This is a genomic window from Magnetofaba australis IT-1 (genome assembly GCF_002109495.1).
Taxonomy (GTDB): Bacteria; Pseudomonadota; Magnetococcia; order Magnetococcales; family Magnetococcaceae; genus Magnetofaba; species Magnetofaba australis.
In genome coordinates this window covers 1,156,187-1,180,548 of the sequence record NZ_LVJN01000020.1, presented here as the reverse complement: position 1 = coordinate 1,180,548, position 24,362 = coordinate 1,156,187, and the positions used below count along the sequence as shown (strand labels likewise).

The following is a 24,362-nucleotide window of genomic DNA, read 5'->3' as shown; positions in this document are numbered from 1 at the left end:
TGGCCAACCGCGCCCAGCGCGGGACTCTATCACATTAAGCGGCGGCGCTATCAAACAGCGCATCAGCGAACTCCGCCGCATCGAACGGGCGCAGATCATCCACCCCCTCGCCCACGCCCACGTAGCGCACCGGCAAACCGAAGCGCTCGCTCAACCCCACCACCACGCCGCCCTTGGCGGTGCCGTCCAACTTGGTGATGGCCAATCCGGTCAAGGTCATGGCGTCGTGGAAGGTCTGCACCTGACTGATGGCGTTCTGCCCGGTGGTGGCGTCCAACACCAGCCACACGTCGTGGGGCGCCGATGCATCCAATTTGCCCAACACCCGGCGGATCTTCTTGAGCTCCTCCATCAGATTGGACTTGGTGTGCAGACGTCCAGCGGTATCGGCAATGAGCACATCCACTCCCCGCGCCCGCGCCGATTCATAGGCGTCATGGATCACCGAAGCCGAATCGGCGTCCTGTCCCTGTGCGATCACCGGCGCATCCACCCGCTCTCCCCACAATTTGAGCTGCTCTACCGCCGCCGCGCGGAAGGTGTCCCCCGCCGCCAGCATCACCGAGCGCCCCTGCTGCTTGTGGTAGGCCGCCAGCTTGCCGATGGTGGTGGTCTTGCCCACGCCGTTGACGCCAACGATGAGGATCACGTGGGGCCCCGGCGCGGTCAGCTCGCGCGGACTCTGGCAACTCTGCAGATGGTCGCGAATCACCGCTTTGAGGGCGTCGCGCACCTGGTCGCCATCTTCGGCTTTTTTGCTGCGTTCGCGGGTCTGCTGGATGATCGCCTGGGCGGTCTCCACGCCAAAATCCGCCATGATGAGCAGATCCTCCAACTCCTCATACGTTTCCGCATCCACGCGGGAGCCGGTGAGTAGAGCGTCAACCTGCTTTGACAGTTGCTCGCGGGTTTTGGACAGACCCGACTTCAGTCGCTTGAAAAAAGACATGGCGTATTCACGATCGGCAAGAGAGACGGGAGGCTTGAGAGAATCGCACTCCGGGCGGCGAATATTTCTGTGCGCACGGATTATCCAACGCCCGCCGCCAAAGAGCAAATGCAATCGACGCGCCACGGCGTGGGCCGGGCGCGTCGAAGGATTAGGCGTCGAAAATCGCTGCGCAAAAAAGTGACCCGGCGAAGTCCTGTTAGCGCGGGCAATCCTGCTGCATCTGTTCGGCCAGGGTTTCGATATCGTTCCAGAAGTACTCTTCGCCCCGGTAGCCTTGAATGCGCAGCATCTCTTTGCCCTGGCTGGACTGCACAATAAAGGTGGGGGTAAAGCGAATCTGCGCGTTGAGATCCTTGAACGCGGCGGGGGGGGTGATCATGATCCACCTCCACCATGGGCAACAGCGCGCCGACCTCGGTTTTGGGATAGATCACGCCGACCTCTTTCTCCCAGCGCTGGCACCAGCCGCACCCTTCGGCGCCGACGTAGATCAGCTTACCAACGGGTTTCACGGGACTTTGTTCAGCCTGCGCAGCGCCGACATTGAGCATGAAGGAGACGGCGAGCAGCAGAAAGGGGATGGTTCGCGCGAGCATGGCGCTTCTCTCCTGAGGGTGGACCAGCGTGGATCGAGTGCGGAATGGAGCCGACGTGCGCGCAGAGGCCATTGGCGCCGCCGTTCATTTCCGTATATCATAGTTTGCTTATGAATGACAAGCCTGCGGCCATCCTGGACGTCATCATCCCCACCCGCAATGAAGCGGCGCGTCTGCCCGCTCTCGTGGCGCAACTGCGCGCCCAACGCGGAGCAGTCCTGCGCATTGTGGCGTGTGACGGCGGCTCCGAGGATGAGACCATCCCCCTTGCGGAACGTTTTGCCGATGCGGTAGTCGTTTCCGCGCCCGGGCGCGGCGCACAGATGAATGCGGGAGCAGATGCCGCGCAAACAGCATGGCTGCTGTTTCTCCACGCCGACTCCGGCCTGACCCAGCCGACTCTGCTGGCCGATGCGCTCACGGCGCTGCGTCAGCGATGCAAAAAATTGGGCCATGATCGCGTGGCGGGACACTTCCCATTGCGCTTCACCGACGCTTGCCCTGACATATTGAATGCGCTGCGCTTTCATGAACTCAAAAGCGCCCTCAATCGCCTCGGCTGCATCAATGGCGATCAGGGTCTGCTCATTTCACGGCGTTTTTTTTCTGAACTGGGCGGCTTCGACGACACTCTAGGCTACTTGGAGGATCAAAAGCTGGCTGCACGCATATTTGCCCAGGGCCAGTGGATGACCCTGCCCGGCGCGTTGGAGACCTCGGCGCGCCGCTTTGAACAAGAGAGCGTCGGCCCACGCCGGGCGCTCAATGCATTGATCATGACCGCGCACCACACCGGTCTGGAGAGTTTCTTTCCCCGCGCCGCAGACGCCTACCGGGAGCAGAGCCGCGCGGAGCGCCTCAATTTGACGCCGTTTGTTTCGCACTTTTTGAATGCTGTTGGCGATGCGGGAGTCAGCATAGGGATCCGCCGTTGGGGCCGAGTTGGCCGCTATCTGGCCGCTAACCTGTGGCAGCTGGCCCTATTGGCGCAACAGCGCACTGGCAAGCCGTGGCTGGCCCGGTTTGATCGCTGGCTGGCGCCGGGTCTGGATTCCACTATGGTGGGTTGGCTGTTGACGCCCCTGGCCTGGGGCGCTTTGCATGCGCTGCGCTTCGGCGGCGCCATTGGGGAGCGATATCGTTCATGAATGCGCCGCAACCTCTGACTGAGGCGTATATACACGCCAAGCGCAGCGCCTTCAAGCTGGCGGTCAACCGCGCCACGCGCAGCGCCGCCGCGCGCGCCGAGGACGAGCCTGCATTCGCCGCCCACGCCCCTCTGCAAGCCTATCGTCACGCTTGGCATTGGCTACGCGAGAATGTGCACCCGCGCTATTTTGACGACGTGCTGGCCGCCTCCGCCAATCCCTCTTTCGCCACCCTGGCCGAACTCCTGGCCAATACAGAGTCCGGCGACGCCTTCGCCGCCGCCTATCTGGATTATGGCCTGTCTCTTCCCACAGAGGATGGATTGAATCAGACCATGCGCGCGCTGTTGGCGCAGCATCAGAATGACCGCCAAGCCGCGTTGCACGCCCATGCGGAGCTGTGGCGGGATAGCGGCCACTATGTCGTGCCTGTGCGCGAAAGCGTGCGCGCCGAACAGATGCGGCAAAAGGCGCTGGACGCCGAGCTCCTCGGTCCGCTGGACCAGGAGCGGCTGGCTCTCATCGACGCCCTGCCCGATCCGCCCAACCCGCCGCCGGTCCGTTTCGACAAGGTGGGGATCATCCCCCGCATGAGCTGCCCGCAGAGCTGCCCCCACTGCCTGTTCATCCATCGCTCACCGGTGCGCGCCAGCGATAAGCAGGCGCGCGAAGTTCTCAAACAGGCGCAGCGCATCAGCGGGCAGATGCTCTTTAGCGGCGGTGACTTGACCGACGATCTGCCGCTGTTTTATCACGCTGTGGAGAGCCTCAATAATGTCGCGCGCTTCGCCATTCTGCTCAATGGCGAGTTCGCCATTGAGACCGACAATGCGCGGCGCGTTCTCACCGCTATGCAGTCGGCGCTTAACAAGCGTTCGCGCAAGGCCAAACCAGCGCGCATCGCTCTGCAGATCAGCTTTGATGATTTTCATCAGGAGATCCAGGCCAACCATCGTGGAGAGCTGCGCGAACGCATCCCGGTGGCCGCTATCGCCAATATCATCGAGGCCTGGTTGCCAACGTCTGATATTGAACTAAGCCTGCAACACAAACAGACCAGCGCCAACTTCGATCCACGCACGCTGTTTTCGCAGGGCGCTCTGGGTCGTTTGACCGCCCAACTGGCTGCCCGCGGCTACAGCGTGGCGGTGGACGCCCTGTCCCACTCCCCACGGGAGAAGCAGCTGCCGCAGGATGCGGCAAAAGCGGCGCGCCCCGTCAGTTACGCCACGTTTCATTTGCAAAAGTTTCCCCACAAGCTGATCCATCTCATGAGCAGCGTCATCGACGCCTATGGCCGCGCCGCCACCCTGGACCCCAGCGCATACATCAATGAGAAATCTCTGCTGAATGCTTGGCTGAATGGCGCGCAGCCGCCCATGGACCCTTTTGATCGTGATCCGATGCTGTGGCTGGATGGACGAGTAACCCTCTTTTCGGCCACGCATATCTGCCTGGGCAACGCGCAGACCGAGGGCTGGGAGCGGGTCTGGTCGCGCTGGCGCAAAGACCCTCTGGCGCAGGCCTTGGCGCAGATGGACCGGACCCTCATTGAACGCTTTGCCGCTCTTTGGCCAGACAAATTGGCTCAACTGCGTAGACAGGCAACGAGTCCGCACTACCTGTTATATGCCGTCACAGAATCATCAGAATCAAGGCTTAAGCTTACAAAATCATTGATTGAATAGCTGTTAACACCTTATTATCCCAGCGACAGATATTTTTGACCAAGGCTTTTCCCTGCACCCCAAAGACTATTCGCGCTTTATTATTTCGACTTAAGCACACCACAGCCCCCTGTTAAACTGATGAGGGCATTATGTCTGACACAGACACCATGGTCGCCACCGCCATGAAATCGGAAATTGACACTCCCCACACACGCCACGCCATTCTGATCGTCGATGACGATCCCGATCTGCGCGTGCTCACACGCCGATTTTTGAAAAAACACGGCTATACTTCTGTGGAAGCCGAAGATGGCGACGCCGCCCTCAGCCTGCTACAGACCCTCTACGATGATCATGAACCGCTGCCGGATCTGGTGCTCATGGATGCGCGCATGCCCGGCATGGATGGCTTTGAGGCGTGCCGACGCATCCGCCAAACCGAATGGGGCGACCGCCTGCCGCTGCTTATGGTCACCGGCATGGATGATCGCCAATCCGTGGATGAGGCGTTTGAGGCGGGCGCGTCGGACTATCTGACCAAGCCGATTCACTGGGACCTGCTGCGCCAGCGCATCCGCAAGGAGATCTATGCGCGCGAGACCAATGACGCCCTGGCGCTGGCCAAGGCCAAATTGGATCAGGAGCGCTACTTTGTGGAGGATATCCTCACCCGCATGCGCGAGAAGGCGCCGCTCAACGATCGTAAGTTGCGCGTCCTTTTCGAACCTGTGGATATCTCATCAGGGGATATGGTGCTTTCGGGCATGACCCCGGAGGGGGCGCACTACGCCATGCTGGGCGACGTCACCGGTCACGGCCTGCCCGCCGCGCTGATCGGGCCTTTGGTCTCCGATATCTTCTACAGCATGACCAACAAGGGATTCGCGCCGGAGACCATCATTCGCGAGATGCACAGACAGATGCGCGCAAAATTGCCCACTGGCCTCTATATGGCGGGCTGCTGGGCCTCGCTCAACCCCCGTCGCGACCATCTGTTCGTGTGGATGGGCGGCATGCCCAGCGGCATGATCGTTCGCAACGGCGAATTGCTACAGCACTTGGAAACCAACTCATCCCCGCTGGGCATTCTGCCCAACGAGCTGTTTGACACCAGCGGCGTCACCATTCCGGTGGAGCCCAGCGACCACATCGTCTTCCACACCGACGGCATTATCGAAACCACCGACCCCGAGGGCGAACTGTTGGGCCAGGAGCGCGCCGATCAACTGATTCTGCAGACCCTGCGCAGCAACCACCCGCTCATCGCCATCAAGCAGTTCCTCGATCGCTTCCATGGCGATGCCGGACAGAGCGACGACATCACCTTGATGGACCTGATCGTCTAAGCGCAGCAAGCATGGCGTGGGCGATCAAAAAGGCAGGTCGCCCACGCCCAACACCTTCTTCTCCACCCGATTATCCAACACCGCCGCCAGACGCAGACCGATAGCGGGCGAACGCACGGAGAAGCGCTCAAAACCGCGATTGGCGCAGCGCGTCTGTTTGGCCGGGCTGTCGAAGGCGCCGCCGCGAATGGCGCGATACGGAGTCAACCCCTGCGCCACCGGGCTGGAGCCGCCCAGTTTGGCGTAGGCCATGGCGTCATAGGCGTCGCGGGTCCACTCCCACACCGAGCCGCTCATATCCACAAACCCCAGACGATTGGGGTGCAGACTGCCCACCCGCTGCGTGCGTCCGCCGCTGTTGCCCGCATACCAGGCGAACTGTTCCGGGCTGCTGCCCCCTGCATAGCGGATATTCTGCCCGCCATTGCGGCAGGCGAACTCCCACTCCGCTTCACTGGGCAGACGGAACGTCAACACCCCTTTGTAGTGGGCGTTGAGCTGCTTGAGCATCAACTCCACATCATCCCACGCCACCCGCTCCACCGGGTAGTCCTCGCCCAAGCGGTTGGCCGCCGGGTTGTGGCGCATCACCGACAGCCACTGCCCCTGGGTCATTTCGCTCTGCGCCAGCCATACCCCATCCACGCACACCGATCGCACCGCGCCTTCATCGGCGTCGCGGCTCTCGATGCGCGGCGGCGAGCCCATGGGGAAGCAACCGCCCGGCAGCCAGATCATGCGCATGCCGGTCATGGGCTCCACAAAGCTCCGCCCCGGCTGCACCTGACGCAGCGGTTCAATCTGTTTGGAGCCGGTCTCGATGGGAGCCCACTCATTGACCAGAAACGCCTGCGCGCTGCTACTCCACAACGCCGCGCACAGCAGCCCAAAGCGGGGCAGCCAGCGCCGCCAGGATTGGTGATTGCGCACGCTCATCGCTCCCCTCCGCTCTTGGTTAGACGCAACGGCGTCAGGTTCGACGCGCCGGGCTGCATGCTCAGATCGTGTTTTGCGATGGCCTGTTTGGCGTAGGCGAACGCCTCATCCAACTGCGTCCAGCCATCGGCCTCGCGACCGGCCGCGCCGTCGCCCGCGCCCAACATCCCTTTGGCCAGGAAGTAGCTGAGCGCGCTCTGACGACCCGGCACATAGTCCGCAGCCGATCCGCCATCAGCGGCGGCCCAGATCCACGGTTTCGTGCTGCTGAACAGCGGCCCGCTGGAGGCGTCTTCGCTGGCGGCCACACACGGCGCCTGGCCGGAGAAGCAGGCGTCCACCACCACCAGCACATCGCGATTGACCAGTTTTTCCAACAAATCGTTGAAGTTGTTCAGGGAGAGCCCGGTGCGGGAGAAGTCGCCGCTACTCGGCGCATCCACCAGCAGCGCCAAGGTTTGTGACTGCCCCATGGCCACCGTGCGCGCGCCGTGGCCGGAGAAGTAGAAGATCAGTTGCGCATTGGGATTGAGCCGCCCCTGCTCCAGCAACCACATCATATCCTGCGCCACCACCCCTTGGGTGGCCTCGGCGTCGGTGCGCAGACGCAGATGGGCGTCATCGCCCAGCAACACCCCGCGTTTGCTCAGCAGGTCGGCGAATAGTTTGGCGTCGCGAGCGCCGTAAGGACGCCCCGGCAACTCTTTGTAGCGCGACACCCCCACCACCACCGCATAGGCGTCCTGGCGCTTCTCCCAAACGTTCAGTCCCGGCAAAGCGGCAATGAACTCGTCAAGGATCTCGCGACGATCATCCACATTGCCGCGCTTGGCCCACGCCTCGTGGGGCATGGGAATGGCGAAGGGCGCCTCGGCGTCGGGGTTGACCATGGCGCGCGCCAACATATCCTTGGCGACAATGAACGCCTCCTCTTTGGGATACTCTTTCACCAGCAGGTTCACCGTCCGCCGCAGCGCATCGTACTCATCGCCGCGACGGAAACGCCGCCACAGATTCTCCACTACGTACTCGGTGGCTTCGCGCTTCCATTTGGCCGCGCGCAGCCCCTCGAGTTTGGCCCGCACCAACCAGTCATACGCCTCCAGATAGCGCCCCATGCGAAACAGACTGTAGATTTTGGTGTGGGCCAGAGGGATATCGCCGGGGAAGCGCGCCAACGCTTTGAAAGCGGTGATATGGGCGCTCTCATCCTCGCCCAGCTCAAAGTAGGTCCAGGCCAGATTGGCCACGCTGGGACGGTGCTCTGGGTGGGCGCTGCTGCTCAGTTTCCACAGATCCCGCGCCCGCTCGATGTTGCCGCTGGAGAAGTTGGCCAAGCCGGTGTTGTAGGTGATGGCCAGATCATCCGGGCACAGTTTGTAGGCGCGCTCCAGCGCCTCCAGCCCCGGTTCGGGCTTGAGGTCGTATAGCTGCAACCCCTTGAGCGCCAACTCCCGCGCCACCGGACAGGGGTTCTCATTGATCGCGTGCGCCGACTGAGGCGTCAACATCCCCACCCCCGCCAACGCCGCCAGCGCTGCAGCGCTGCGTCGAATCCACAATCCACGCCATCTCATGGAAGAGCCCAATCCTTGTGCGTTCAATAGTTTAAACAGAAAAAACCCGCCCTGGCGCAGGGCCGGGGCGGGTTCGCTTCCACTCCCCGGCGCGCAGTGCGCCGGGAATGACAGTGCAAGTTCTGCTCCAGAAACGTCATAACTGTTTCCAGAGTTGTCGATTTTTCTTACTTCACCTTGGCGTCCAGCTCGCCGGCGGCGTAGCGGGTCGCCATTTTGGGCAGCGGGATGGACTTGATCTTGGAGGCCTGACCAGCGCAACCGAAACGCTCAAAGCGCTCGATGCAGACCTTCTTCATCTCCGCCATGGCGGGTTTCAGATAGTCGCGGGGGTCAAATTTGCCCGGCTGTTCGGCAAACACCTTGCGGATGGCGCCGGTGATGGCCATGCGGTTGTCGGTGTCGATGTTGACCTTGCGCACGCCGTGCTTGATGGCGGTCTCCACCTCTTCCAAAGGCACGCCATAGGTCTGGGGCATCTCGCCGCCGTACTTGTTGATCACGTCCTGCAGATTCTGCGGCACCGCCGAGGAGCCGTGCATCACCAGGTGCACGTTGGGCAGACGCTCGTGAATCTCTTTGACCCGGCTGATGGCGAGGATGTCGCCGGTGGGCTTGCGGGTGAACTTGTAGGCGCCGTGGGAGGTGCCGATGGCGATGGCCAGGGCGTCCACGCCGGTTTTGGAGACGAAGTCGGCGGCCTGATCGGGGTCGGTCAGCAGCGACTCCATATCCAGCTTGCCTTCAAAGCCGTGACCATCCTCTTTTTCGCCTTCGCCGGTCTCCAGGGAGCCCAGGCAACCCAGCTCACCCTCCACGGAGACGCCCACCATATGGGCCATCTCCACCACCTTGCGGGTGGTTTCGACGTTGTACTCATAAGTGGAGGGGGTTTTGCCGTCTTCGCTCAGCGAGCCGTCCATCATCACCGAGGAGAAGCCGAAGGAGATGGCGGACATACAGGTGGCCGGGGAGTTGCCGTGGTCCTGGTGCATACACACCGGGATGTCCGGGTACATCTCAATGGCGGCCTTGATGAGATAGGAGAGGACGGTGTCGTTGGCGTATTTGCGCGCCCCACGGCTGGCCTGCATGATCACCGGCGAGTCGGTCTCGGCGGCGGCTTCCATAATCGCCAGCATCTGCTCCATGTTGTTGATGTTGAACGCGGGCATGCCATAACCGTTCTCGGCGGCGTGGTCCAACAGTTGACGCATGGATACCTGAGCCATAAATACTCTCCTCAAAAACGCGTGTCGGGTTCGTCATGCAGGCGCGACGCGGTCGCCCGCCTGCGTAAAGATTCCATAATGCGCCCATCGTCCCGGCGGGACAAGCGATTCATGCAACTGTCATGAAAACGTCGAGCGGCGCGCAAACTCCCCACTGCAAAACAGTTATTTCGGCAACTCGTAGAGGCGCAGATCGCACAGCCGGTCGCTCTCGGGCAGATTCACCCGCCAACGGGCGTTGAGCAGCAGCGCGCCGATGCCGTATTCACGACGCAGGGCGCGCCACTCCGCTTCAGATTTGTTGGCCCAACAGGCGGGCAGCGCCGCCACCAGTTCGGCGCCGGTGATATTGGGATCGGGCGCGCAGGCGATCTGCGCATTGAGCTTGCGGCTGGAGAGCAGGGAGTCCAGCGAATAGGGGTGGCCGCCGAAGGGAGGGCCCATGATGCAGCGCCGCGACAGATAGAGCGCGCTGTTGTTGAAGTGGGTATTTTCAAACGCCTGCGGCCCCACCATCAACAGCCCATCGCCGTCAACGATGCGCTCCTGATAGAAGCGTTTCCAGTCGTCGCAGTGGCGCGGGGTGTGGCGATGACGCTCGCTGAAGTAGAGGGGATCGACGATCTGACGCAGATCCACAGCGTGATAAAGGGCGCGGCCACCCCACACCAGCAGCATCACCCCGACAAAGATCTCCGGCATGCGTCCCCGCCAGCTGTCACGCTCCGCCAACACGCCGCCGCCCCGCCGCCACAGCGCGGCGATCAGCAGCGCCAGCAGGATCGTGGTCACGGCGACGAATGAGCCGTTGGCCAGGGCGCGCTCGGAGAAGGTGGGGCAGTCGGGGCACGGCAGCAGCGGCAGCCGCCGCTTGTAGAACGCCGAGCCCAGGTCGATCACCGTCAGCAATCCCAGCGCCCACAGCGCCAGACGCAGCCGCTCCACCACCGCCAAACGGATGATCCAGCCGATGAGCAACAGGTGAACCAGCAGCGCATCCAGGTTCATCCAGCGGCTGGTGAGCAGCACATCCAGCGGACGCGGAACCCACTCAGTGGCGAACTCCAGCGCCAACCGGATGGCCATGGCGACAGCCATGAGGCCAAATACCGCCTGCAACAGGCGCGCGCCGCCCCCAAGAAGCGCCCCGCTACGCCGACGCCACAGAGTACCCGCCAGCAGCAGCAGCAGGATCTCGCTGGTGAAGAACTGCACGCTCTCCAACGCCACATTTGCCTGCTCGCCAATCAGGCGATTGTGATTTTTGCGTCCATCATCACGCATAAAGCGCTGCCACGCCTCCTCCACCTGGGCCGGGTCCATCTGCGGCTGTTCGGTCTTGATGAAATTGAGATGGATGGCGCCAATGACCAGGAACAGCGCCACGCCGCTGATAAACGGGATCAGCAGCGCGCGTTTGAATGGATTGGTCTTGGTGAGCAGAAACCACACCCCGGTCATCAGCCAAAGGGCGATGGCCCAGGAGGCGTGCACCGCCGGGAACAGCCCCACCAGAAACAGCGCCAGGCGCGTGCGCCCGGCAATGAGCAGCGTGAGGATCATCAGCGTCCCATGCATGCCGACGATGCCGAAGATGGAGCGATCCAGAGGGAAGTCGATGCGGTAGTAGTGATCGCCCACCAGACGCAGATCGGTGAGAACCAGGGGGATCAGCAGCGCCAACAGCGGCGCGCGCAGCAGCAGCAGCGCCGCCGTCGCCACCGAGGCGTAGGCCAACGCAGCGAAGCCCGCCGAGAAGATCAGATTGACCGTCCAGTCGGACAGCCCCAGGTGAATCAGCGCCGCCGCGCTCTGATTCATCAGCGAGAAGGAGTTGACCTCGTAGATATACTCCGGCAGCCACGTCGGGCAGCCGGTGACGCCGGCGATCAACTGGCCGTCGATGACGTTGTTGAGCCACTGGGGATTGAGCAGCCCCTGGATCAACCCCAGCAGCGCCGCCAGCCAAGCGGTGCGCGCAAACGCGCCGTTGACCGCCTCGGCGCTGGGCAGAGGGGCAAACAGCGAGCGCAGGTCGATGGATCGCAATTCCGCCAGTGAACGCATAACCTCTCCCGGTTGCAGCTTAACAGAGTTCAATACAACCAGTCAGCGTAGCGACCGGCGGCGGTTGGCGAACAGACGCCCCTGATGCAGGCGTTTTCATCGCCTACGGCGCACTGAGGGGATTGTATCGAAACGTTTTCCATTGCGCACGCCTCGCAATTTCCCTTGCCCTGGCTTGAAATTCATTGCCGCAAGATTTTCTCATTCCCTATAATTCCCCTCATCAAAACGGGGTGGGAGGAGATCCCCTGCGTAGCCGCTTCAGAAGAGCGCGCCATCTTGTTTTGAGGGAGGACGGATCCTGATTCAGTTGCATTTCCTACCAAAATATAAGTGGAGATCAGGCATGACCAAGCTGGTGGAGATTGAAGGAATCGGCGAAACCTATTCCAGCAAGCTGGAAGAGGTCGGCATCAAGACCATTGAGCAATTGCTGGAAGCGGGGGCTTCGGCCAAAGGGCGTCGCACGCTGGAGGCCGACAGCGGCATCAGCGGCAAATTGATCCTACGTTGGTGTAATATGGCCGACCTGTTCCGCATCAAGGGGGTGGGCGAAGAGTACTCCGACCTGCTTGAGGCCGCTGGCGTGGACACCGTGCCGGAGCTGGCGCAGCGCAATGCCGAGAATCTGCATAAGAAGATGTTGGAAGTGAATGAGACCAAGAAACTGGTGCGCAATCCCCCTGCGGCTTCGCAGGTGGCCAACTGGGTGGCCCAAGCCAAGGAGCTGCCGCGGGTGATGACCTACTAAGCGGCTCGCTGCGCCATAGGCCGCCATCCCAGTGAGAAACAAAAACCCCCGTTGAGTAATCAACGGGGGTTTTTGTTTCTGCGCGCCATGCAGTGGCGCGACGCCAACTCACTTTCGTCCTGACGGGGCAAAGTCAGTCGCGTGGGACATTGCCGGAGTCGGAGGCGTACTCAATGGCGAAATCCCGAATGTGCGGCATCAGTTTGATCTTGAACTGATCGCTATACAGAAACTTTTTCAGACTCGGGTGTTTGGCGCCGAACTCCGCGATGAAACCGTAGCCATCGTTGTCGAACAGTCTCTTCCACTCATCCCGGGTATGCATGGAGGCGAATTTTGTCCCATTGTATCCCGTTTTCGGCTTGAAAATTTTCAAATAGTACTTGCCGCCTTTGGCCGGGTCGGCAAAGGCGTTGGGGGCGGCGCCGAGCAGACTCAGCGCCATAAGAACGAGTGCAATTTTTTTCATGATATCACCTCTTCGTCAGGACGTCCGCCCAGCGTGTCCGCTGAGGATGGACGGCAGGGGCTCTTAACCATGCGCGCTGTCACAACCGCTGGGGTTGAACGCGCACGCCACCCTGCTTAGGTGAAAGAAAAGAGCAAGAGGTTGCCGGAAGAATCAACAAGGAATGGTGCGGATGGCCGGACTCGAACCGGCACGGCTCACGCCACTGCCCCCTCAAGACAGCGTGTCTACCAATTCCACCACATCCGCGCAGTAGAAAAGCGAACAGCTTGTATACCGTAATCACCCAAGGGTTGGCAACATTTTTTGCGCCGCGCGCGCATCGGCTTTCCAAATTGCACGGTTACCGCTAACCTGTGCGCCATGATCATCGACCCGCCACTCGCCCGCTCCCCCGCCGCCCCCGACACCCGCCCCATCGGCGTATTCGACTCCGGCGTGGGCGGCCTGACCGTGCTGCGCGCCCTGGCGGCGCGTTTCCCGCACGAATCGTTCCTGTATTTGGGTGATACCGCGCGGGTGCCCTATGGCACAAAATCGGCGCGCACGGTGGAGCGCTACACCATTCAGGTGGCCAGCGTGCTGGAGGCCCATGAGGTCAAGGCGCTGGTGGTGGCGTGCAACACCGCCTCGGCGCTGGGACTGGCGGCGCTGCGCGCCCATACCGCCCTGCCCGCCCTGGGGGTGATCCAACCCGGCTGCCGCGCCGCCCTCTCCGCCACCCGCAGCGGACGCATCGGCGTGATCGGCACCCGCACCACCATCGCCAGCGGCGCCTACCGCCACAGCCTGTTCCTGATGCAGCCCAAAGTGACCGTGGCCGACGCCCCCTGCCCGCTGTTCGTGCCCCTGGCCGAAGAGGGCTGGACCGACCACCCCGCCTCCCATCTGATTATCGAAGAGAGTCTAGCGCCGCTAAAGCAACATGATATCGACGCGCTGATTCTGGGCTGCACCCACTATCCAGTGCTTAAACAGGCCATTGGCAAAGTGATGGGACCGGAGATTGCGCTGGTGGACTCCGCCCATGCCGTGGCCGATGATCTGGCGGATCTGATGCCCGAGGTGGTGCGCCCCACATTCGAGGACGCCCAGCAGCAGTTGCGCTATCTGGTCACTGACGAGGCCGACCGCTTTACCGAAGTGGCGCGGCGCTTTCTGCACGGTTTTCCCATTGAACGCGCGGAGATGGTGGATCTCTAATAGTCTAAAACTTGTACAAAAGATCGCCACGTTCACATTCTGACCGATGAGGATCGCCCCATGGCTGCTTCACAGTGGGTCATCGATGTCGATGAAACCAATTTTGTCACCGAGGTGCTGCACCGCTCGCAAAGTCTGCCGGTGCTGGTGGACTTCTGGGCGCCCTGGTGCCAGCCCTGTCGCACCCTCAGTCCGATATTGGAAAAGATCGCCGAAGATATGAATGGCCGCTTCCTGTTGGCCAAGATCGACTCCGACCAGAACCAATCCCTGGCGCAACAGTTCCAGGTGCGCGGCATTCCCGCCGTCAAGCTGGTCATCGACGGCCAGGTTGTCGACGAGTTCACCGGCGCCCTGCCCGAGTCGCGCATTCGCGAGTTCCTCGACAAAGCCATCCCCTCCGAAGCGGACAAAATGAGTTCGCACGCGGCGCTTTTGGCCCAACATGGGCGTATGGATGAGGCGCTGAATCTCTTTCAGGCGGCGCTGGAGGCCCAACCGGACCACGCCCCCAGCATCTGCGGCGCAGCGCGGATTCTACTGGAAAACAGCCAGCACGAAGCCGCCAAAGCGGTGCTGGGACAACTCTGCCCCTCCCAGGCTGAGAGCCCGGAAGCCAAGGCGATTCACGCCAAGTTGGCGTTTGCCGATGCGGGCGGCGACCTGCACAGCCTGCGCGCGCAGGTGGACGCCAACCCCGACGACCTGACCGCGCGCCTGACCCTGGGGCAGGCGTTGGTGGCCAGCGACGCCTTCGCCGAGGGAATGGATCAGTTCCTGGAGATTCTCAAGCGTGACCGCGCCTTTGAGGATGACGCCGGACGCAAGCAGTTGATCCAGACATTCGAGATGCTGGGCCACACCCACCCGCTCACCATCGAATATCGCGGCAAACTCAGCGCACACCTGTTCTCTTGAGCTATAATGTGTCGAATGTAGAATTGGATATTGGCGATTTTGAAAATGGAAGATATCGAGGGCTTTGCCCTCGAGCTCCCAAAAGCCAAACCGTGGGGCGCCGCCCCTCGCCCCGCTGGGGGCGCAGCCCCCAGACGATTCGGCAAGATTGCCGAATCTGACTCGCGTAAGCGAGCCCGAAGGGTGAGGGCCATGGATGGCCCGAATCACCCCGCCGCCGACCAGTCGGCGGCCAATAGTCAGCGCAAGCTCACCCTGCATCACGCAAACATTGGTCGTTCCGTGCCATTCTGGTTTTGATTTATGCGCATGCAAATCAAAAAAACGCCGCTCCGAGCAACTCGAGGCGGCGTTTTTTTATTCAGACAGCGTGAAACAGAATCAGCGCATCACGCGGCGGGCGTTGAGCGGCTGAATCGGGCGATTGTTGGGACCGCCCATCAGATTGACGAACTGATCCACCTGCTTGCTGGAGAGGGTCAACGGCTCCTTCATCATCAACCAGCGCACCCCCTCGCTGCACGGCGGCGTGGTCAGCGACCCGCTAAAGCGGTAGTAGTCGCGCGAAGCGGGCAGCAGCAGATTGGGATCCACCGCCTCCACCGTGGCTTTTTCGCCCGACTCCGGCAGTTTGGCCCAGATCTTCGCCAACTCGGCGTTCTCCGCGCCCAGACGGAACATCACCCCCACCACCGCCAACTCGCCCTTGGGGCCTACATGGACAAAGTGCGCTTCAAGCGGATAGGAGACGCCATCGAACTGGTTTTCGCTGGGGCTGTGGAAGTGGAACTGACGCAGCTCAAAGCGCATATTGTCCACCGCCAACTCCGAACCCGCCGAGAGATTGGCCTGGATGGTGTGGCCGTTGTTGATCACCTCCTTGGCGGTGGCGCCATAGTTAAAGATCAACGGTTGCTGCAGCGCCTCCACGGTCTCGCTGATGTTCACCGGCGACTGATTCACGCCTTTGGAACAAGCAATGAACGCATCACTGAGCGCGCCCCAGTTTTTCGGCCCTTCATCGCCGGAGTAGCCCCAGTGGGGCGCCCCGCCATGGGCTTTGTCCGAAGCCATCGCCGCGCCCGCTGCGCCCATCGCCATGGTCGCCAACGCCGCCACCGCCAGTCGCTTGATCATGCTCATCCCCCTCAACATGGTGTAGAGTATCGACAAAACGTTCATTGATCGCTTGCTGTTATCTAACCACACTTTACGCGCGTTTGGCCATTTGAACTTCTACACAACGTCCGATTTTTTGATTGGGTCGCGCGCCTGGAATAATTCCATGAAAACTTTGTACATAACCAACGGCGATTCGGTCTCGCTCGCGCTGCGAGAGTTGGGCGTCCCCGCACAAGACGCCCTGCCCTGGCGCGACGCGCTGCACATCGGGCCGATTCCGCCGCCGCTGCCGGAGCCGCGAATGGATGACATGGCGCTGGATGCGACGCGGGCGGCATTCTTGGCCGACGCCTTCTCCCAAGCCGACGCCCCTACGGCGCAACAGATTCACGATGACATGGCGGCGCGACGCCAGAAGTTGGCGGATTTGAAGGATTATGACCGCATCGTGCTGCTGTTTGAGCACGATCTCTACGATCAACTGCAACTGCTGCAGATTCTCGAGCGTTTGGGGCGCCGGGAGGATGTGGCGCAGCGCTGCGCATTGGCGTGCATCGATCGTTTTGACGGAATCGAGCCATTTTGGGGGCTGGGACAGCTCAACCCAACACAACTGGCCGAAGTGATGGAAACCGCACAGCCTGTGACCGAAGAGCCATTCGACGTGGCGCGACGGGTGTGGCGCGCCATTCGGCAACCGGACCCCAAGGCGCTGGCGCGGGCGCTCAAGTGGGACACTGAGGCGCTGCCGTTTCTGCATGCGGCGCTGCTGCGTTTCTGTCAGGAGTTCCCCTGGCAGAGCGACGGACTGACCCTCACCCAGCGCCGACTGCTGGAGGCGGTGGCGAATCCGCCCGCCGAGCCGCGCCTCTCCCGCCCCATGGAGCCGGAGCGTTACGCGCGCTTTGTGCAAGCCGTGGACAGCTTCCCGCGCATCTTCAACGCCTATATGTACAGTGAACCCGCGCCGTTCTGGGGCGATTTAGGCGTCAAAGGGGTGCTGGATGATCTCACCTGTCTGCCCGAACCCCTGCTGGCCTGCACACAACAGGATGCAGAAAACCCCATGGGGCTGGAAACCCGCTACGCCCTCACCCCGCGCGGCGCGGCGTTCATGACGGGAGAACTCACCGGGCGCGCGGTGGCGCAGCAGGTGATGGATCGCGGCGGCGTGCGCATCAGCCCGGAGAACCCGTGGTTCTGGGATGATGAGAAGCAAACCTTTTGTGTGTGATTCGATCCGCTCTTCGCAGCGAGTCGAACGGCAACGCATGCAGCCTTGAAGCCAGACAGAGAGACAGATGCCTCCAAGACGCTTTCACGCCTATTGCGTCGGGCTGCCGCGCAGCGGCACCCACTCCATTCACGCCCTGTTCCGTGAGCAGTTCCGCACAGGCCATGAGGCGGACCCGGCACGCACCCTGCCTGACCTCATCGCCTGGCGCGATGGCGCGCTCACCGACGCCAACATGCAGCGGATCCTGATTGAGCGAGACCAACGCCTGGCGCTGGAGATGGAGGCGAGCCACCCCCTGCACTGGGCGGCGCCGATGCTGGCCCAAGCGTTCCCCGAAGCGCGCTTTGTGCTCACCATCCGCGATCCGCGCCCGTGGCTGGAATCGGAGCTGAATCAGAACCTCATCACTGCGCGCACCGGCTCGTTGTGGGAGCAGTTGGAGGCGCGCCGCTATGCGCCCTACCCCGACGCCTTCACGCAACACGATCAACTCCTGTCGCGCCTGCCCAATGTGCGTCCCATCACGGCGTACCTCAGCTATTGGCGCGAGCATATTGAAACCGTGCTCAACGCCGTCCCCACTGAACGCCTGTTACTGCTGCGCACCGAGCGCATCGGCGTCAGCCTGGAACGGCTAGCGACGTTTCTTAATATCGACACGGCGCAACTCAACGCCAACCGGAGCCACGCCGCGCGCGGCAAACATGCGCTGCCGCTGGCCAGCGTAGTCCCGGAAGAGTTCATCCAGGATTGCATTGCGCAGATCTGCCAACCATTGCTAACACAACTGCAACAACGCCTGGACGCAGGCCACGCATCACACTAGATTGGTCCCACTCCAACGCCCTGTGAGGAAGGCCCGCCGTGCTTCGCAATCTGCTGCGCGCGATCTATCGCTCCAAACCGGTGCAGAGCATCCGCCTGCCCAAGCCTCTGCTGCATTGGCTGCTGGCCGACGCCACCCTGGTGCTCATCTACCATGAGATCAGCGACGCCCCCAGCCCGTTTCACGCCCGCCACGACCTCAACCACGCCCCTGACGTGTTCGCCACGCAACTGCAGGCGTTGCACGAGGCGGGATTCTACTTCTGCTCCCTGCGCGACATGCAGCGCGGCGACTATCGCCGCCCGGCGGTGTTCGTCACCTTCGACGACGGCGCTCCAGGATTCTTCGACAACGCCATCCCCATCCTGCGGCGCCACGGCGCCCACGCCATCAACTTCCTCAACGCCAGCATTCAAGATGGCGCGGTGTTTCACTCGGCGCTCACCAGTTGGTTGTGCGCCAACCGTCCCGACTTTATCGCCCATCTGGCCGCCGCCTATGGCCCCGATTGGGACGCGACCAAACAGAGTCTGCCGTTTCTGTTCGCCACCCCGGAGTTGACCCAAGCCTACCTCGATGCCCACGACCGCGCCGCCATTGAGCGCAGCGTGCGCGCCGACTATGGGCCGGGCGGAGCGTGGGAGCAGATCCAGCGCCATCAGGAGCTGTCGATCATCCACTACGGCAATCACACCTACACTCACGCCAACGCCGCTGCGGTCTCCCCCGAGTTCCTGGCGCAAGACGTAGCGCGCAACCAGGAGCGGCTCGACGCCCTGCCGCAAGGCACGCGCTGGTTCAGCTATCCGTATGGCCAACCGGCGCTTTGCTACAACGAAGCGACTCATACCGTCATACGCAATTGTGGCCAGGAGCGCCTGTTCGAATCCAGCGGACGGATTCATACCGGCCCGGTTGATGGACTCATCCACCGTTTCGCCACGCCTACGCTGCCGCAGAGTGAGAGCGGCTTTCTGTTGTGGTTGGCGATCAAAATGGCGGCACAGCGCTGGCGCTCCCGGCGCGCCGACTAACCAGTGAGGTTGACGATGAACCTGACAAACCTGCACACAACACAACGAACCCTTATCTTTTCCTTCGGACTGCTCGCCTTGGCGCTGATCTGTACGCCCGCAGCGCGCGCCGACGACGCCAAGAGCATCGGCGCCATTGTCGAGAACGTGTGGCGCATGCTGATTCCCGGCGATGATGACGAGAAAGCCAAAAACACGCTCCCGGGCCATGAGAAGACGCCTCCCGGTTTAACCAGAACGCCGCCCGGCCACACCAAAACGCCCCCAGGTCATACGCGCATACCGCCCGGACAGGCGAAAAAACTGGACTAGAGCGCATGCAGGCGCTCACGCACATTGACGACGGTTCATACAACAGGAGACGCAGCATGCCAAATCAACGCCGAAAACAGTTTCCCCTGCTCGGCGCGCTGTCGCTGTGCGCTGCGTTTATCCTGAGCCCGCCGACGCCCAGTCAGGCGCAGAGCCGCCAGGAGATGATGGAGGCGTGGCGCAACATGACGCCGGAGCAGCGTCAGGCGTATCGCCAGCAGCGCATGACCCTGGGCCAGGGTCAGACGGGTCAACAAGGCATGGGTCAAGGCCAGATGGGACAACAGGGCCAGATGCCTCCGCCGCCGCCGCAGAACGGCATGAATCAGGGCCAGATGGGGCGGATGGGGCAACAGGGCCAGATGCCGCCCCGCCTCCGCGTTGCCTGGGCCAGGGGCAATCCGGGCAGCAAGGCATGGGGCAGCAAGGCATGGCCCCTTTCAATTGCGGTGGCCAAGGCCAAATGGGACAACAGGGCCAGATGCCTCCGCCGCCGCCGCAGAACGGCATGAATCAGGGCCAGATGGGGCGGATGGGGCAACAGGGCCAGATGCCGCCCCCGCCTCCGCGTTGCCTGGGCCAGGGGCAATCCGGGCAGCAAGGCATGGGGCAGCAAGGCATGGCCCCTTCCAATTGCGGCGGCCAAGGCCAGATGGGGCACCAAGGAATGATGCCGCCGCCGCAGAACGGCATGAATCAGGGCCAGATGGGGCGGATGGGGCAACAGGGCCAGATGCCGCCCCCGCCGCCTGATATGCAGCAGAGCAATCAATAACGCCTTCGCCCAGACGCCTTAGTGGGCGCGGCCCAGTATCCGGCGCACGCTGATGACGACGCGCAGGAGACCTGGCGCGCCATGAGCCCACAAGAGCGTCAAGCGTTGCGGCAACAACGCCGCGCCCGACGCGACGCCAACCGCGACGAGCGCAAACAGCTGCGCCAGGAGAATCGGCAAGGGCGCCAGGAGCTGCGACAATCCCAGCGCCAAGCGCGACAGGCGTTGCATGAAGAGCAGAGTGATGAGAGAAAGGCCCTGCGCGACGCGCAGCGGGAAAAGCGTCGCGCTCTGCGCCAATAGTTTCATCGATATCAGAGAATTCAAGGAGTCCATCGGCTATGGATGAGCCCACTTTTGACGCCGTCGCGCGCGAAGCGATCTATGAGGTCATCGCCGCCCGCCGCGATATTCGTCACTTTCTGCCCGACCAGAGGGTAGAGCCCGCCACCCTGGCGCGCATTCTCACCGCCGCGCACCAGGCCCCCTCCGTGGGGCTGATGCAGCCGTGGCGCTTTATCCGCATCTGCAACCCGGCAACGCGCGCGCAACTCGCCGAGGCGGTGGAGACCGAGCGCCTGCGCACCGCTGAAGCGTTGAGCGAAAGGCAGACCGAATTTCTGCGCCTGAAGATTGAAGGGATTCGCGAATGCGCTGAACTGCTGGCGCTGATCATGGCGCCGGATGACGGCACTGTGCTGGGGCGTCGCACCATGCCGCGGGAGATGGCCATCGCCTCGTGCGCCTGCGCCGCGCAGAACCTGTGGCTGGCGGCGCGGGCGGAGAATCTGGGGCTGGGCTGGGTATCGTTTTTTGACCCCGACTATGTCACCCAGTTATTGGGCTGCCCGCCTGGGGCGTTTCCGCTGGGAATCTTCTGTTTGGGTCCGGTGCGGGAGTTCCCCGCCAAACCGCTGCTGGAGATGGTGGACTGGCGTCATGGCGAAGCATTGGAAGCGCTGCTCTACACCGATGCCTATGGACACGGCGCTCGCGGCGAAGAGGTCGCCTTGGCGCAAGACCACAAACGCGCCTATTGAGCGCCCCGCCCCAAGAATCAGGGGGGCGCCGTTTTGGCGTTATCGGCTTGCGCGCCGCTCTGACGCAGCAACTGATCGTAGTAGCGTTTGGCGTCGGGGTGGCCATTATCCGTTGCTCGGCGCAACCAATAGAGGGTCTGCTCCGGATCCTTGGGCGCGCCTTTGCCGGTGTTGTACATGGAAGCCAACGCCAATTGCGCATCGGCGTAGTTCTGCTTGGCCGACTTCTCCAGCCAGCGGAAAGCCGCTTTGCGATCGGCGCGCACGCCGCGCCCCATATAGAGCATGCGCCCCAGGGCGAACTGCGCGGGGGCGTAATTCTGCATCGCCGATTGGCGCAACCACCCCACCGCTTCGCGTGTATTGCGCGGCGCGCCGATGGCTCCGCTGATGTGCAACAACCCCAGGGCATATTGCGCTTTGGCGTTCTCGCCCACCGCCGCGCGCCGCAGCAGCGCCATGCCGCGGGTGTGATACCCCTCCCCCAACGCGCCATCCAGGAAGATTTCGCTTAATGCATACTGCGCGGCGGCATGGCTGGCGTCGGCGGCGCGCTCCAACACATCCTTGGCTTCAGGAAAACGGCGCTGCGCCGCCAGAGCGCGGCCCAACTGGAAGAGGATGCGCGGCTCCTTAGGAGCCGTTTCCAGCGCCTGTCGGCACGCCTGTTCCGCCGCCGCAGCGTCGAACTCATCATCCACCACCCCTTCGGCGGCGCGGGTGGGATCATAGGGCGAAGCGGCCAGACGGTCGCACGCCTGCACCGGGTCGCCTTCAATGCGCTCGGCCGCCACGGAGCCCTCGGCGGCGGGCCGGGATTCACGCGCTGCGGAATGCGCCACGCCGGGCGTGGGCGCATCAGAGGAGAGAGATGGCGTGTCAGGTTCGGCGGGCGCAGCAGATTGCGGACGACACTTCAGCACCATCGCCCCGCCTGGACCCGGTTCATAGTAGGGCGAGGCGCAATCGCTCGGCACGCGCTCAGGGAAAGTCGGCGCCGCGCGAGGCGCCGCAGTTGATTGCATCGGCGCAGGGGGCGTCACGCTCCCCTGCAACGGATCATCCGGCGTCACGGCGCGCATCAGCAGCAGCACCGCCACAGCCAAACCCACAGCCAACGCAACCCCTCTGTTCATACCCGCATCCACCTCTGCGGCCCGCGCCGCGCAACGGTTTCAACTCGTCTCCCGCTCGCCAGCATAGCAGCCCTGCGCACGCTGCGCCATCCGCCCCCTTTTCCCATCCCCCATGGCAAGGCTAGAATGACGCGGCGCAACATGCGCCTAACCTTGCGTTTCTTCACCCATTGGAATCTGCGCGCCATGATCAGACAACGCTTGCTCGAGTGGGTGGAGAACCCACGATTCCAGAACGCCATCATCGGCGTCATTCTACTCAACGCCGCCGTATTGGGCATCCAGACCGATAAGACGCTCTCGAACCAGACCATGACGTTGCTCGACCGCATCGACTCGGTGTGTCTGGCCATCTTCATCTTTGAGATGGTGATCAAGATCGGCGCTTATGGCGTGCGCGGGTTTGCCCGCAGCGGCTGGAACATCTTCGACTTTTTAATCATCGCCATCGCCGTGCTGCCGACCCAGGGCGGCCTGTCGATTCTGCGCGCGCTGCGCATCTTCCGCGCCGCGCGCCTGATCTCGGTGCTGCCCTCCATGCGGCGGGTGGTCAACGGCATGCTGCTGGCCCTGCCCGGCGTCGCCTCGGTGGCGGGCCTGCTGCTCATCGTCTTCTACATCGGCGGGGTGATCTCCGTCTCCCTGTTCGGCGAAGCGTTTCCGCAGTGGTTTGGCGATTTGAGTTCAGCCATGTACACCCTGTTCCAGGTGATGACGCTGGAGAGCTGGTCCATGGGCATTGTGCGCCCCGTGATGGAAGTGCACCCCTACTCCTGGATCTTCTTCATCCCCTTCATCATGGCCACCACCTTTACCGTGCTCAACCTGTTCATCGGCATCATCGTCGACGCCATGGCCACCACCAAGGAGCAGGAGGTGGAGCAGCAGACCGGCCACAAGCCGGAGCATATTAGCGAGATGATCTTCTCTCTGGGGCCGCGTCTGGAGCGCATTGAAGCGCGGTTGGCGCAGATGCAAGCGCAACAGGAGCAGTCGTCCCCCACCGCCGCGCAGAGCGACAAGGCGCCGCAGTGACGGCGCGCGTCACCGCGCAATTTGTGGTCGGCTGCGGCGCCAATGACGGTCTGGGCCATCTGCGGCGCTGCCTGGTGTTGGCCGACGCCCTGCGCGCCCAGGGCGCGCTGTGCTGTTTTCATCTGGATGAGGCCAACTGTCGCGAAATGGCCGCCCAGCGCGGTCACGAGGTCTCCACCTGCCTCACCGACATCACCGCGCCGCCCGCCGCCGACCTGCTGATCGGCGACGCCAAATGGATCGATTGGGGCATCAGCGAAGCGTGGGCCCGGAGCGGGCGATTCGCCGCGCGTCTGATCATCGACGATATGGGCAACCGCCCGGTCACCGCCGACCTGCTGCTGAACCATAATATCTATGGCGCGGCGGTGGATTACGCCCACTACCGGGCGCCGGAGATCCTGAGCGGACCGCGCCACAGCCTGATCGACGCGCAGTGGTTGGCGCTGCGGGAAACGCCCCGCGCGCAGCCACGCGCCCTGATCAGCTTCGGCGCCACCGACGACGGATCCAAAGGCGCAGCGGTGGCCAAGCTGCTGCTGGCGCGCGCGCCGGATCTACGGCTGGATCTGATCATCGCCCCGGTGGCGCGCCCCGCGCCCGCCGTGCAGCAGCAACTTGAGGACATGACGCGGGATTGGCCCCATCGCCTCACCGTGTGGCGCGGCGCGGACATGCGCCAGCGCATGGCCGACGCCACCCTCTACGTGGGCGCGGCCGGCGTCACCGCGCTGGAAGCCACGGCGGCGGGTTTGAATCTGGTGTTGTGCGGCCATGGCGACGACCAGGACATCAACATCGCCGCCTTCAGCCAACTGGGCGTTTCCGCAGACACCGGCTTCGACCCCGAGCGCATGGCCGCCGCCACGCAGCGCGCCATGACGGCGCCGCAACCGCCCGCCCTGGCCCATGCATTGGATGGCCTCGGCCCCCAACGCGTGGCGGCGCGCCTCATGCAACTCTGTGATGATCGGGAGTGA

At 62.8% G+C, this 24,362-nt stretch carries 25 protein-coding genes and 1 tRNA gene; 16 read left to right on the top strand and 10 right to left on the bottom strand.

Features of this window, described 5'->3' with window-relative positions:
• Positions 1-34 precede the first annotated feature (34 nt).
• Positions 35-949, bottom strand: a complete 915-nt coding sequence (gene ftsY / locus MAIT1_RS17330) for a signal recognition particle-docking protein FtsY (protein WP_085444799.1) — start codon at positions 947-949, stop codon at positions 35-37.
• 199 nt (positions 950-1,148) lie between these two features.
• The gene (locus tag MAIT1_RS17325) at positions 1,149-1,331 is read right to left on the bottom strand and encodes a hypothetical protein (protein ID WP_085444798.1); all 183 of its coding nucleotides are present in this window, start codon (positions 1,329-1,331) and stop codon (positions 1,149-1,151) included.
• A gap of 327 nt (positions 1,332-1,658) precedes the next feature.
• Here MAIT1_RS17325 and MAIT1_RS17320 point away from each other — a divergent pair, with 327 nt between their 5' ends.
• The 3 genes from MAIT1_RS17320 to MAIT1_RS17310 all read left to right on the top strand — a co-directional run bounded on the left by MAIT1_RS17320 (position 1,659) and on the right by MAIT1_RS17310 (position 5,712).
• A complete protein-coding gene (locus MAIT1_RS17320; RefSeq protein WP_158089585.1) occupies positions 1,659-2,696 on the top strand; it encodes a glycosyltransferase in 1,038 nt (345 codons plus the stop codon).
• Entirely contained in the window at positions 2,693-4,384 is a 1,692-nt protein-coding gene (locus MAIT1_RS17315) for a radical SAM family protein (RefSeq protein ID WP_085444796.1), read from the top strand. Before MAIT1_RS17320 ends, MAIT1_RS17315 begins: the two co-directional genes overlap by 4 nt.
• Positions 4,385-4,515: 131 nt before the next feature.
• Positions 4,516-5,712: a fused response regulator/phosphatase gene (locus MAIT1_RS17310; protein ID WP_085444795.1), complete on the top strand. Its 1,197-nt coding sequence runs from the start codon at positions 4,516-4,518 to the stop codon at positions 5,710-5,712.
• Between the two features lie 24 nt (positions 5,713-5,736).
• Here MAIT1_RS17310 and MAIT1_RS17305 read toward each other — a convergent pair whose 3' ends face one another.
• The 4 genes from MAIT1_RS17305 to MAIT1_RS17290 form a co-directional block, all read right to left on the bottom strand.
• Positions 5,737-6,648, bottom strand: coding sequence for a formylglycine-generating enzyme family protein (locus MAIT1_RS17305; RefSeq protein ID WP_085444794.1), 912 nt, complete (start codon positions 6,646-6,648; stop codon positions 5,737-5,739).
• On the bottom strand, positions 6,645-8,225 hold the full coding sequence (locus MAIT1_RS17300; protein ID WP_085444793.1) for a caspase family protein: 1,581 nt from the start codon (positions 8,223-8,225) through the stop codon (positions 6,645-6,647). The genes MAIT1_RS17305 and MAIT1_RS17300 overlap by 4 nt, the downstream gene beginning before the upstream one ends.
• A 167-nt stretch (positions 8,226-8,392) precedes the next feature.
• Positions 8,393-9,457, bottom strand: coding sequence for a class II fructose-bisphosphate aldolase (fba, locus tag MAIT1_RS17295; RefSeq protein WP_085444792.1), 1,065 nt, complete (start codon positions 9,455-9,457; stop codon positions 8,393-8,395).
• A 165-nt stretch (positions 9,458-9,622) separates the two neighbouring features.
• Positions 9,623-11,524, bottom strand: a complete 1,902-nt coding sequence (locus MAIT1_RS17290; protein ID WP_085444791.1) for a hypothetical protein — start codon at positions 11,522-11,524, stop codon at positions 9,623-9,625.
• Positions 11,525-11,870: 346 nt separating this feature from the next.
• Here MAIT1_RS17290 and MAIT1_RS17285 point away from each other — a divergent pair, with 346 nt between their 5' ends.
• Entirely contained in the window at positions 11,871-12,275 is a 405-nt protein-coding gene (locus MAIT1_RS17285; protein ID WP_085444790.1) for a DUF4332 domain-containing protein, read from the top strand.
• A 133-nt stretch (positions 12,276-12,408) separates the two neighbouring features.
• Here MAIT1_RS17285 and MAIT1_RS17280 read toward each other — a convergent pair whose 3' ends face one another.
• Together MAIT1_RS17280 and MAIT1_RS17275 are read right to left on the bottom strand one after the other, a co-directional pair.
• Positions 12,409-12,744, bottom strand: a complete 336-nt coding sequence (locus tag MAIT1_RS17280) for a hypothetical protein (RefSeq protein WP_085444789.1) — start codon at positions 12,742-12,744, stop codon at positions 12,409-12,411.
• 164 nt (positions 12,745-12,908) lie between these two features.
• Positions 12,909-12,993: transfer RNA gene (locus MAIT1_RS17275), tRNA-Leu, on the bottom strand.
• Between the two features lie 114 nt (positions 12,994-13,107).
• Here MAIT1_RS17275 and murI point away from each other — a divergent pair.
• Together murI and MAIT1_RS17265 are read left to right on the top strand one after the other, a co-directional pair.
• Entirely contained in the window at positions 13,108-13,947 is an 840-nt protein-coding gene (gene murI, locus MAIT1_RS17270; RefSeq protein WP_085446204.1) for a glutamate racemase, read from the top strand.
• A 60-nt stretch (positions 13,948-14,007) separates the two neighbouring features.
• Positions 14,008-14,865, top strand: a complete 858-nt coding sequence (locus tag MAIT1_RS17265) for a thioredoxin family protein (protein WP_085444788.1) — start codon at positions 14,008-14,010, stop codon at positions 14,863-14,865.
• 381 nt (positions 14,866-15,246) lie between these two features.
• On the opposite strand, the gene MAIT1_RS17255 is transcribed toward MAIT1_RS17265, so the two are convergent.
• The gene (locus MAIT1_RS17255) at positions 15,247-16,002 is read right to left on the bottom strand and encodes a carbonic anhydrase (protein WP_085446203.1); all 756 of its coding nucleotides are present in this window, start codon (positions 16,000-16,002) and stop codon (positions 15,247-15,249) included.
• Positions 16,003-16,150: 148 nt separating this feature from the next.
• On the opposite strand from MAIT1_RS17255, the gene MAIT1_RS17250 reads away from it, so the two are divergent.
• From MAIT1_RS17250 to bluB, 8 genes are all read left to right on the top strand, one after another.
• A complete protein-coding gene (locus MAIT1_RS17250; RefSeq protein WP_085444786.1) occupies positions 16,151-17,221 on the top strand; it encodes a DUF1835 domain-containing protein in 1,071 nt (356 codons plus the stop codon).
• Positions 17,222-17,288: 67 nt separating this feature from the next.
• The gene (locus MAIT1_RS17245; RefSeq protein ID WP_085444785.1) at positions 17,289-18,050 is read left to right on the top strand and encodes a sulfotransferase; all 762 of its coding nucleotides are present in this window, start codon (positions 17,289-17,291) and stop codon (positions 18,048-18,050) included.
• A gap of 38 nt (positions 18,051-18,088) precedes the next feature.
• On the top strand, positions 18,089-19,084 hold the full coding sequence (locus tag MAIT1_RS17240) for a polysaccharide deacetylase family protein (protein WP_085444784.1): 996 nt from the start codon (positions 18,089-18,091) through the stop codon (positions 19,082-19,084).
• Between the two features lie 15 nt (positions 19,085-19,099).
• Positions 19,100-19,396: a hypothetical protein gene (locus MAIT1_RS17235; RefSeq protein WP_085444783.1), complete on the top strand. Its 297-nt coding sequence runs from the start codon at positions 19,100-19,102 to the stop codon at positions 19,394-19,396.
• 5 nt (positions 19,397-19,401) lie between these two features.
• On the top strand, positions 19,402-19,908 hold the full coding sequence (locus MAIT1_RS21630; protein ID WP_143814905.1) for a hypothetical protein: 507 nt from the start codon (positions 19,402-19,404) through the stop codon (positions 19,906-19,908).
• Between the two features lie 107 nt (positions 19,909-20,015).
• Positions 20,016-20,171: a hypothetical protein gene (locus MAIT1_RS21905; protein WP_158089584.1), complete on the top strand. Its 156-nt coding sequence runs from the start codon at positions 20,016-20,018 to the stop codon at positions 20,169-20,171.
• An 81-nt stretch (positions 20,172-20,252) separates the two neighbouring features.
• Positions 20,253-20,474, top strand: a complete 222-nt coding sequence (locus tag MAIT1_RS17225; protein WP_143814903.1) for a hypothetical protein — start codon at positions 20,253-20,255, stop codon at positions 20,472-20,474.
• 38 nt (positions 20,475-20,512) lie between these two features.
• Positions 20,513-21,211: a 5,6-dimethylbenzimidazole synthase gene (bluB, locus tag MAIT1_RS17220; RefSeq protein ID WP_085444780.1), complete on the top strand. Its 699-nt coding sequence runs from the start codon at positions 20,513-20,515 to the stop codon at positions 21,209-21,211.
• Positions 21,212-21,228: 17 nt separating this feature from the next.
• Here the strand turns inward: bluB and MAIT1_RS17215 are convergent, their stop codons facing one another.
• Positions 21,229-22,347 carry a tetratricopeptide repeat protein gene (locus tag MAIT1_RS17215; protein ID WP_085444779.1) on the bottom strand — a complete coding sequence of 373 codons (1,119 nt, stop codon included), beginning with the start codon at positions 22,345-22,347 and terminating at the stop codon, positions 21,229-21,231.
• Positions 22,348-22,533: 186 nt separating this feature from the next.
• Between MAIT1_RS17215 and MAIT1_RS17210 the strand changes: the two genes are divergently transcribed.
• On the top strand, positions 22,534-23,382 hold the full coding sequence (locus tag MAIT1_RS17210; protein WP_085446202.1) for an ion transporter: 849 nt from the start codon (positions 22,534-22,536) through the stop codon (positions 23,380-23,382).
• On the top strand, positions 23,379-24,362 hold the full coding sequence (locus tag MAIT1_RS17205; protein WP_085444778.1) for a hypothetical protein: 984 nt from the start codon (positions 23,379-23,381) through the stop codon (positions 24,360-24,362). The genes MAIT1_RS17210 and MAIT1_RS17205 overlap by 4 nt, the downstream gene beginning before the upstream one ends.

What these genes read in the sequence shown, in the direction of transcription:
- ftsY (WP_085444799.1), bottom strand. Translation starts at nt 949, where the DNA reads ATGTCTTTTTTCAAGCGACTGAAGTCGGGTCTGTCCAAAACCCGCGAG.
- MAIT1_RS17325 (WP_085444798.1), bottom strand. Translation starts at nt 1,331, where the DNA reads ATGATCACCCCCCCCGCCGCGTTCAAGGATCTCAACGCGCAGATTCGC.
- MAIT1_RS17320 (WP_158089585.1), top strand. Translation starts at nt 1,659, where the DNA reads ATGAATGACAAGCCTGCGGCCATCCTGGACGTCATCATCCCCACCCGC.
- MAIT1_RS17315 (WP_085444796.1), top strand. Translation starts at nt 2,693, where the DNA reads ATGAATGCGCCGCAACCTCTGACTGAGGCGTATATACACGCCAAGCGC.
- MAIT1_RS17310 (WP_085444795.1), top strand. Translation starts at nt 4,516, where the DNA reads ATGTCTGACACAGACACCATGGTCGCCACCGCCATGAAATCGGAAATT.
- MAIT1_RS17305 (WP_085444794.1), bottom strand. Translation starts at nt 6,648, where the DNA reads ATGAGCGTGCGCAATCACCAATCCTGGCGGCGCTGGCTGCCCCGCTTT.
- MAIT1_RS17300 (WP_085444793.1), bottom strand. Translation starts at nt 8,225, where the DNA reads ATGAGATGGCGTGGATTGTGGATTCGACGCAGCGCTGCAGCGCTGGCG.
- fba (WP_085444792.1), bottom strand. Translation starts at nt 9,457, where the DNA reads ATGGCTCAGGTATCCATGCGTCAACTGTTGGACCACGCCGCCGAGAAC.
- MAIT1_RS17290 (WP_085444791.1), bottom strand. Translation starts at nt 11,524, where the DNA reads ATGCGTTCACTGGCGGAATTGCGATCCATCGACCTGCGCTCGCTGTTT.
- MAIT1_RS17285 (WP_085444790.1), top strand. Translation starts at nt 11,871, where the DNA reads ATGACCAAGCTGGTGGAGATTGAAGGAATCGGCGAAACCTATTCCAGC.
- MAIT1_RS17280 (WP_085444789.1), bottom strand. Translation starts at nt 12,744, where the DNA reads ATGAAAAAAATTGCACTCGTTCTTATGGCGCTGAGTCTGCTCGGCGCC.
- murI (WP_085446204.1), top strand. Translation starts at nt 13,108, where the DNA reads ATGATCATCGACCCGCCACTCGCCCGCTCCCCCGCCGCCCCCGACACC.
- MAIT1_RS17265 (WP_085444788.1), top strand. Translation starts at nt 14,008, where the DNA reads ATGGCTGCTTCACAGTGGGTCATCGATGTCGATGAAACCAATTTTGTC.
- MAIT1_RS17255 (WP_085446203.1), bottom strand. Translation starts at nt 16,002, where the DNA reads ATGATCAAGCGACTGGCGGTGGCGGCGTTGGCGACCATGGCGATGGGC.
- MAIT1_RS17250 (WP_085444786.1), top strand. Translation starts at nt 16,151, where the DNA reads ATGAAAACTTTGTACATAACCAACGGCGATTCGGTCTCGCTCGCGCTG.
- MAIT1_RS17245 (WP_085444785.1), top strand. Translation starts at nt 17,289, where the DNA reads ATGCCTCCAAGACGCTTTCACGCCTATTGCGTCGGGCTGCCGCGCAGC.
- MAIT1_RS17235 (WP_085444783.1), top strand. Translation starts at nt 19,100, where the DNA reads ATGAACCTGACAAACCTGCACACAACACAACGAACCCTTATCTTTTCC.
- MAIT1_RS21630 (WP_143814905.1), top strand. Translation starts at nt 19,402, where the DNA reads ATGCAGGCGCTCACGCACATTGACGACGGTTCATACAACAGGAGACGC.
- MAIT1_RS21905 (WP_158089584.1), top strand. Translation starts at nt 20,016, where the DNA reads ATGGCCCCTTCCAATTGCGGCGGCCAAGGCCAGATGGGGCACCAAGGA.
- MAIT1_RS17225 (WP_143814903.1), top strand. Translation starts at nt 20,253, where the DNA reads ATGAGCCCACAAGAGCGTCAAGCGTTGCGGCAACAACGCCGCGCCCGA.
- bluB (WP_085444780.1), top strand. Translation starts at nt 20,513, where the DNA reads ATGGATGAGCCCACTTTTGACGCCGTCGCGCGCGAAGCGATCTATGAG.
- MAIT1_RS17215 (WP_085444779.1), bottom strand. Translation starts at nt 22,347, where the DNA reads ATGAACAGAGGGGTTGCGTTGGCTGTGGGTTTGGCTGTGGCGGTGCTG.
- MAIT1_RS17210 (WP_085446202.1), top strand. Translation starts at nt 22,534, where the DNA reads ATGATCAGACAACGCTTGCTCGAGTGGGTGGAGAACCCACGATTCCAG.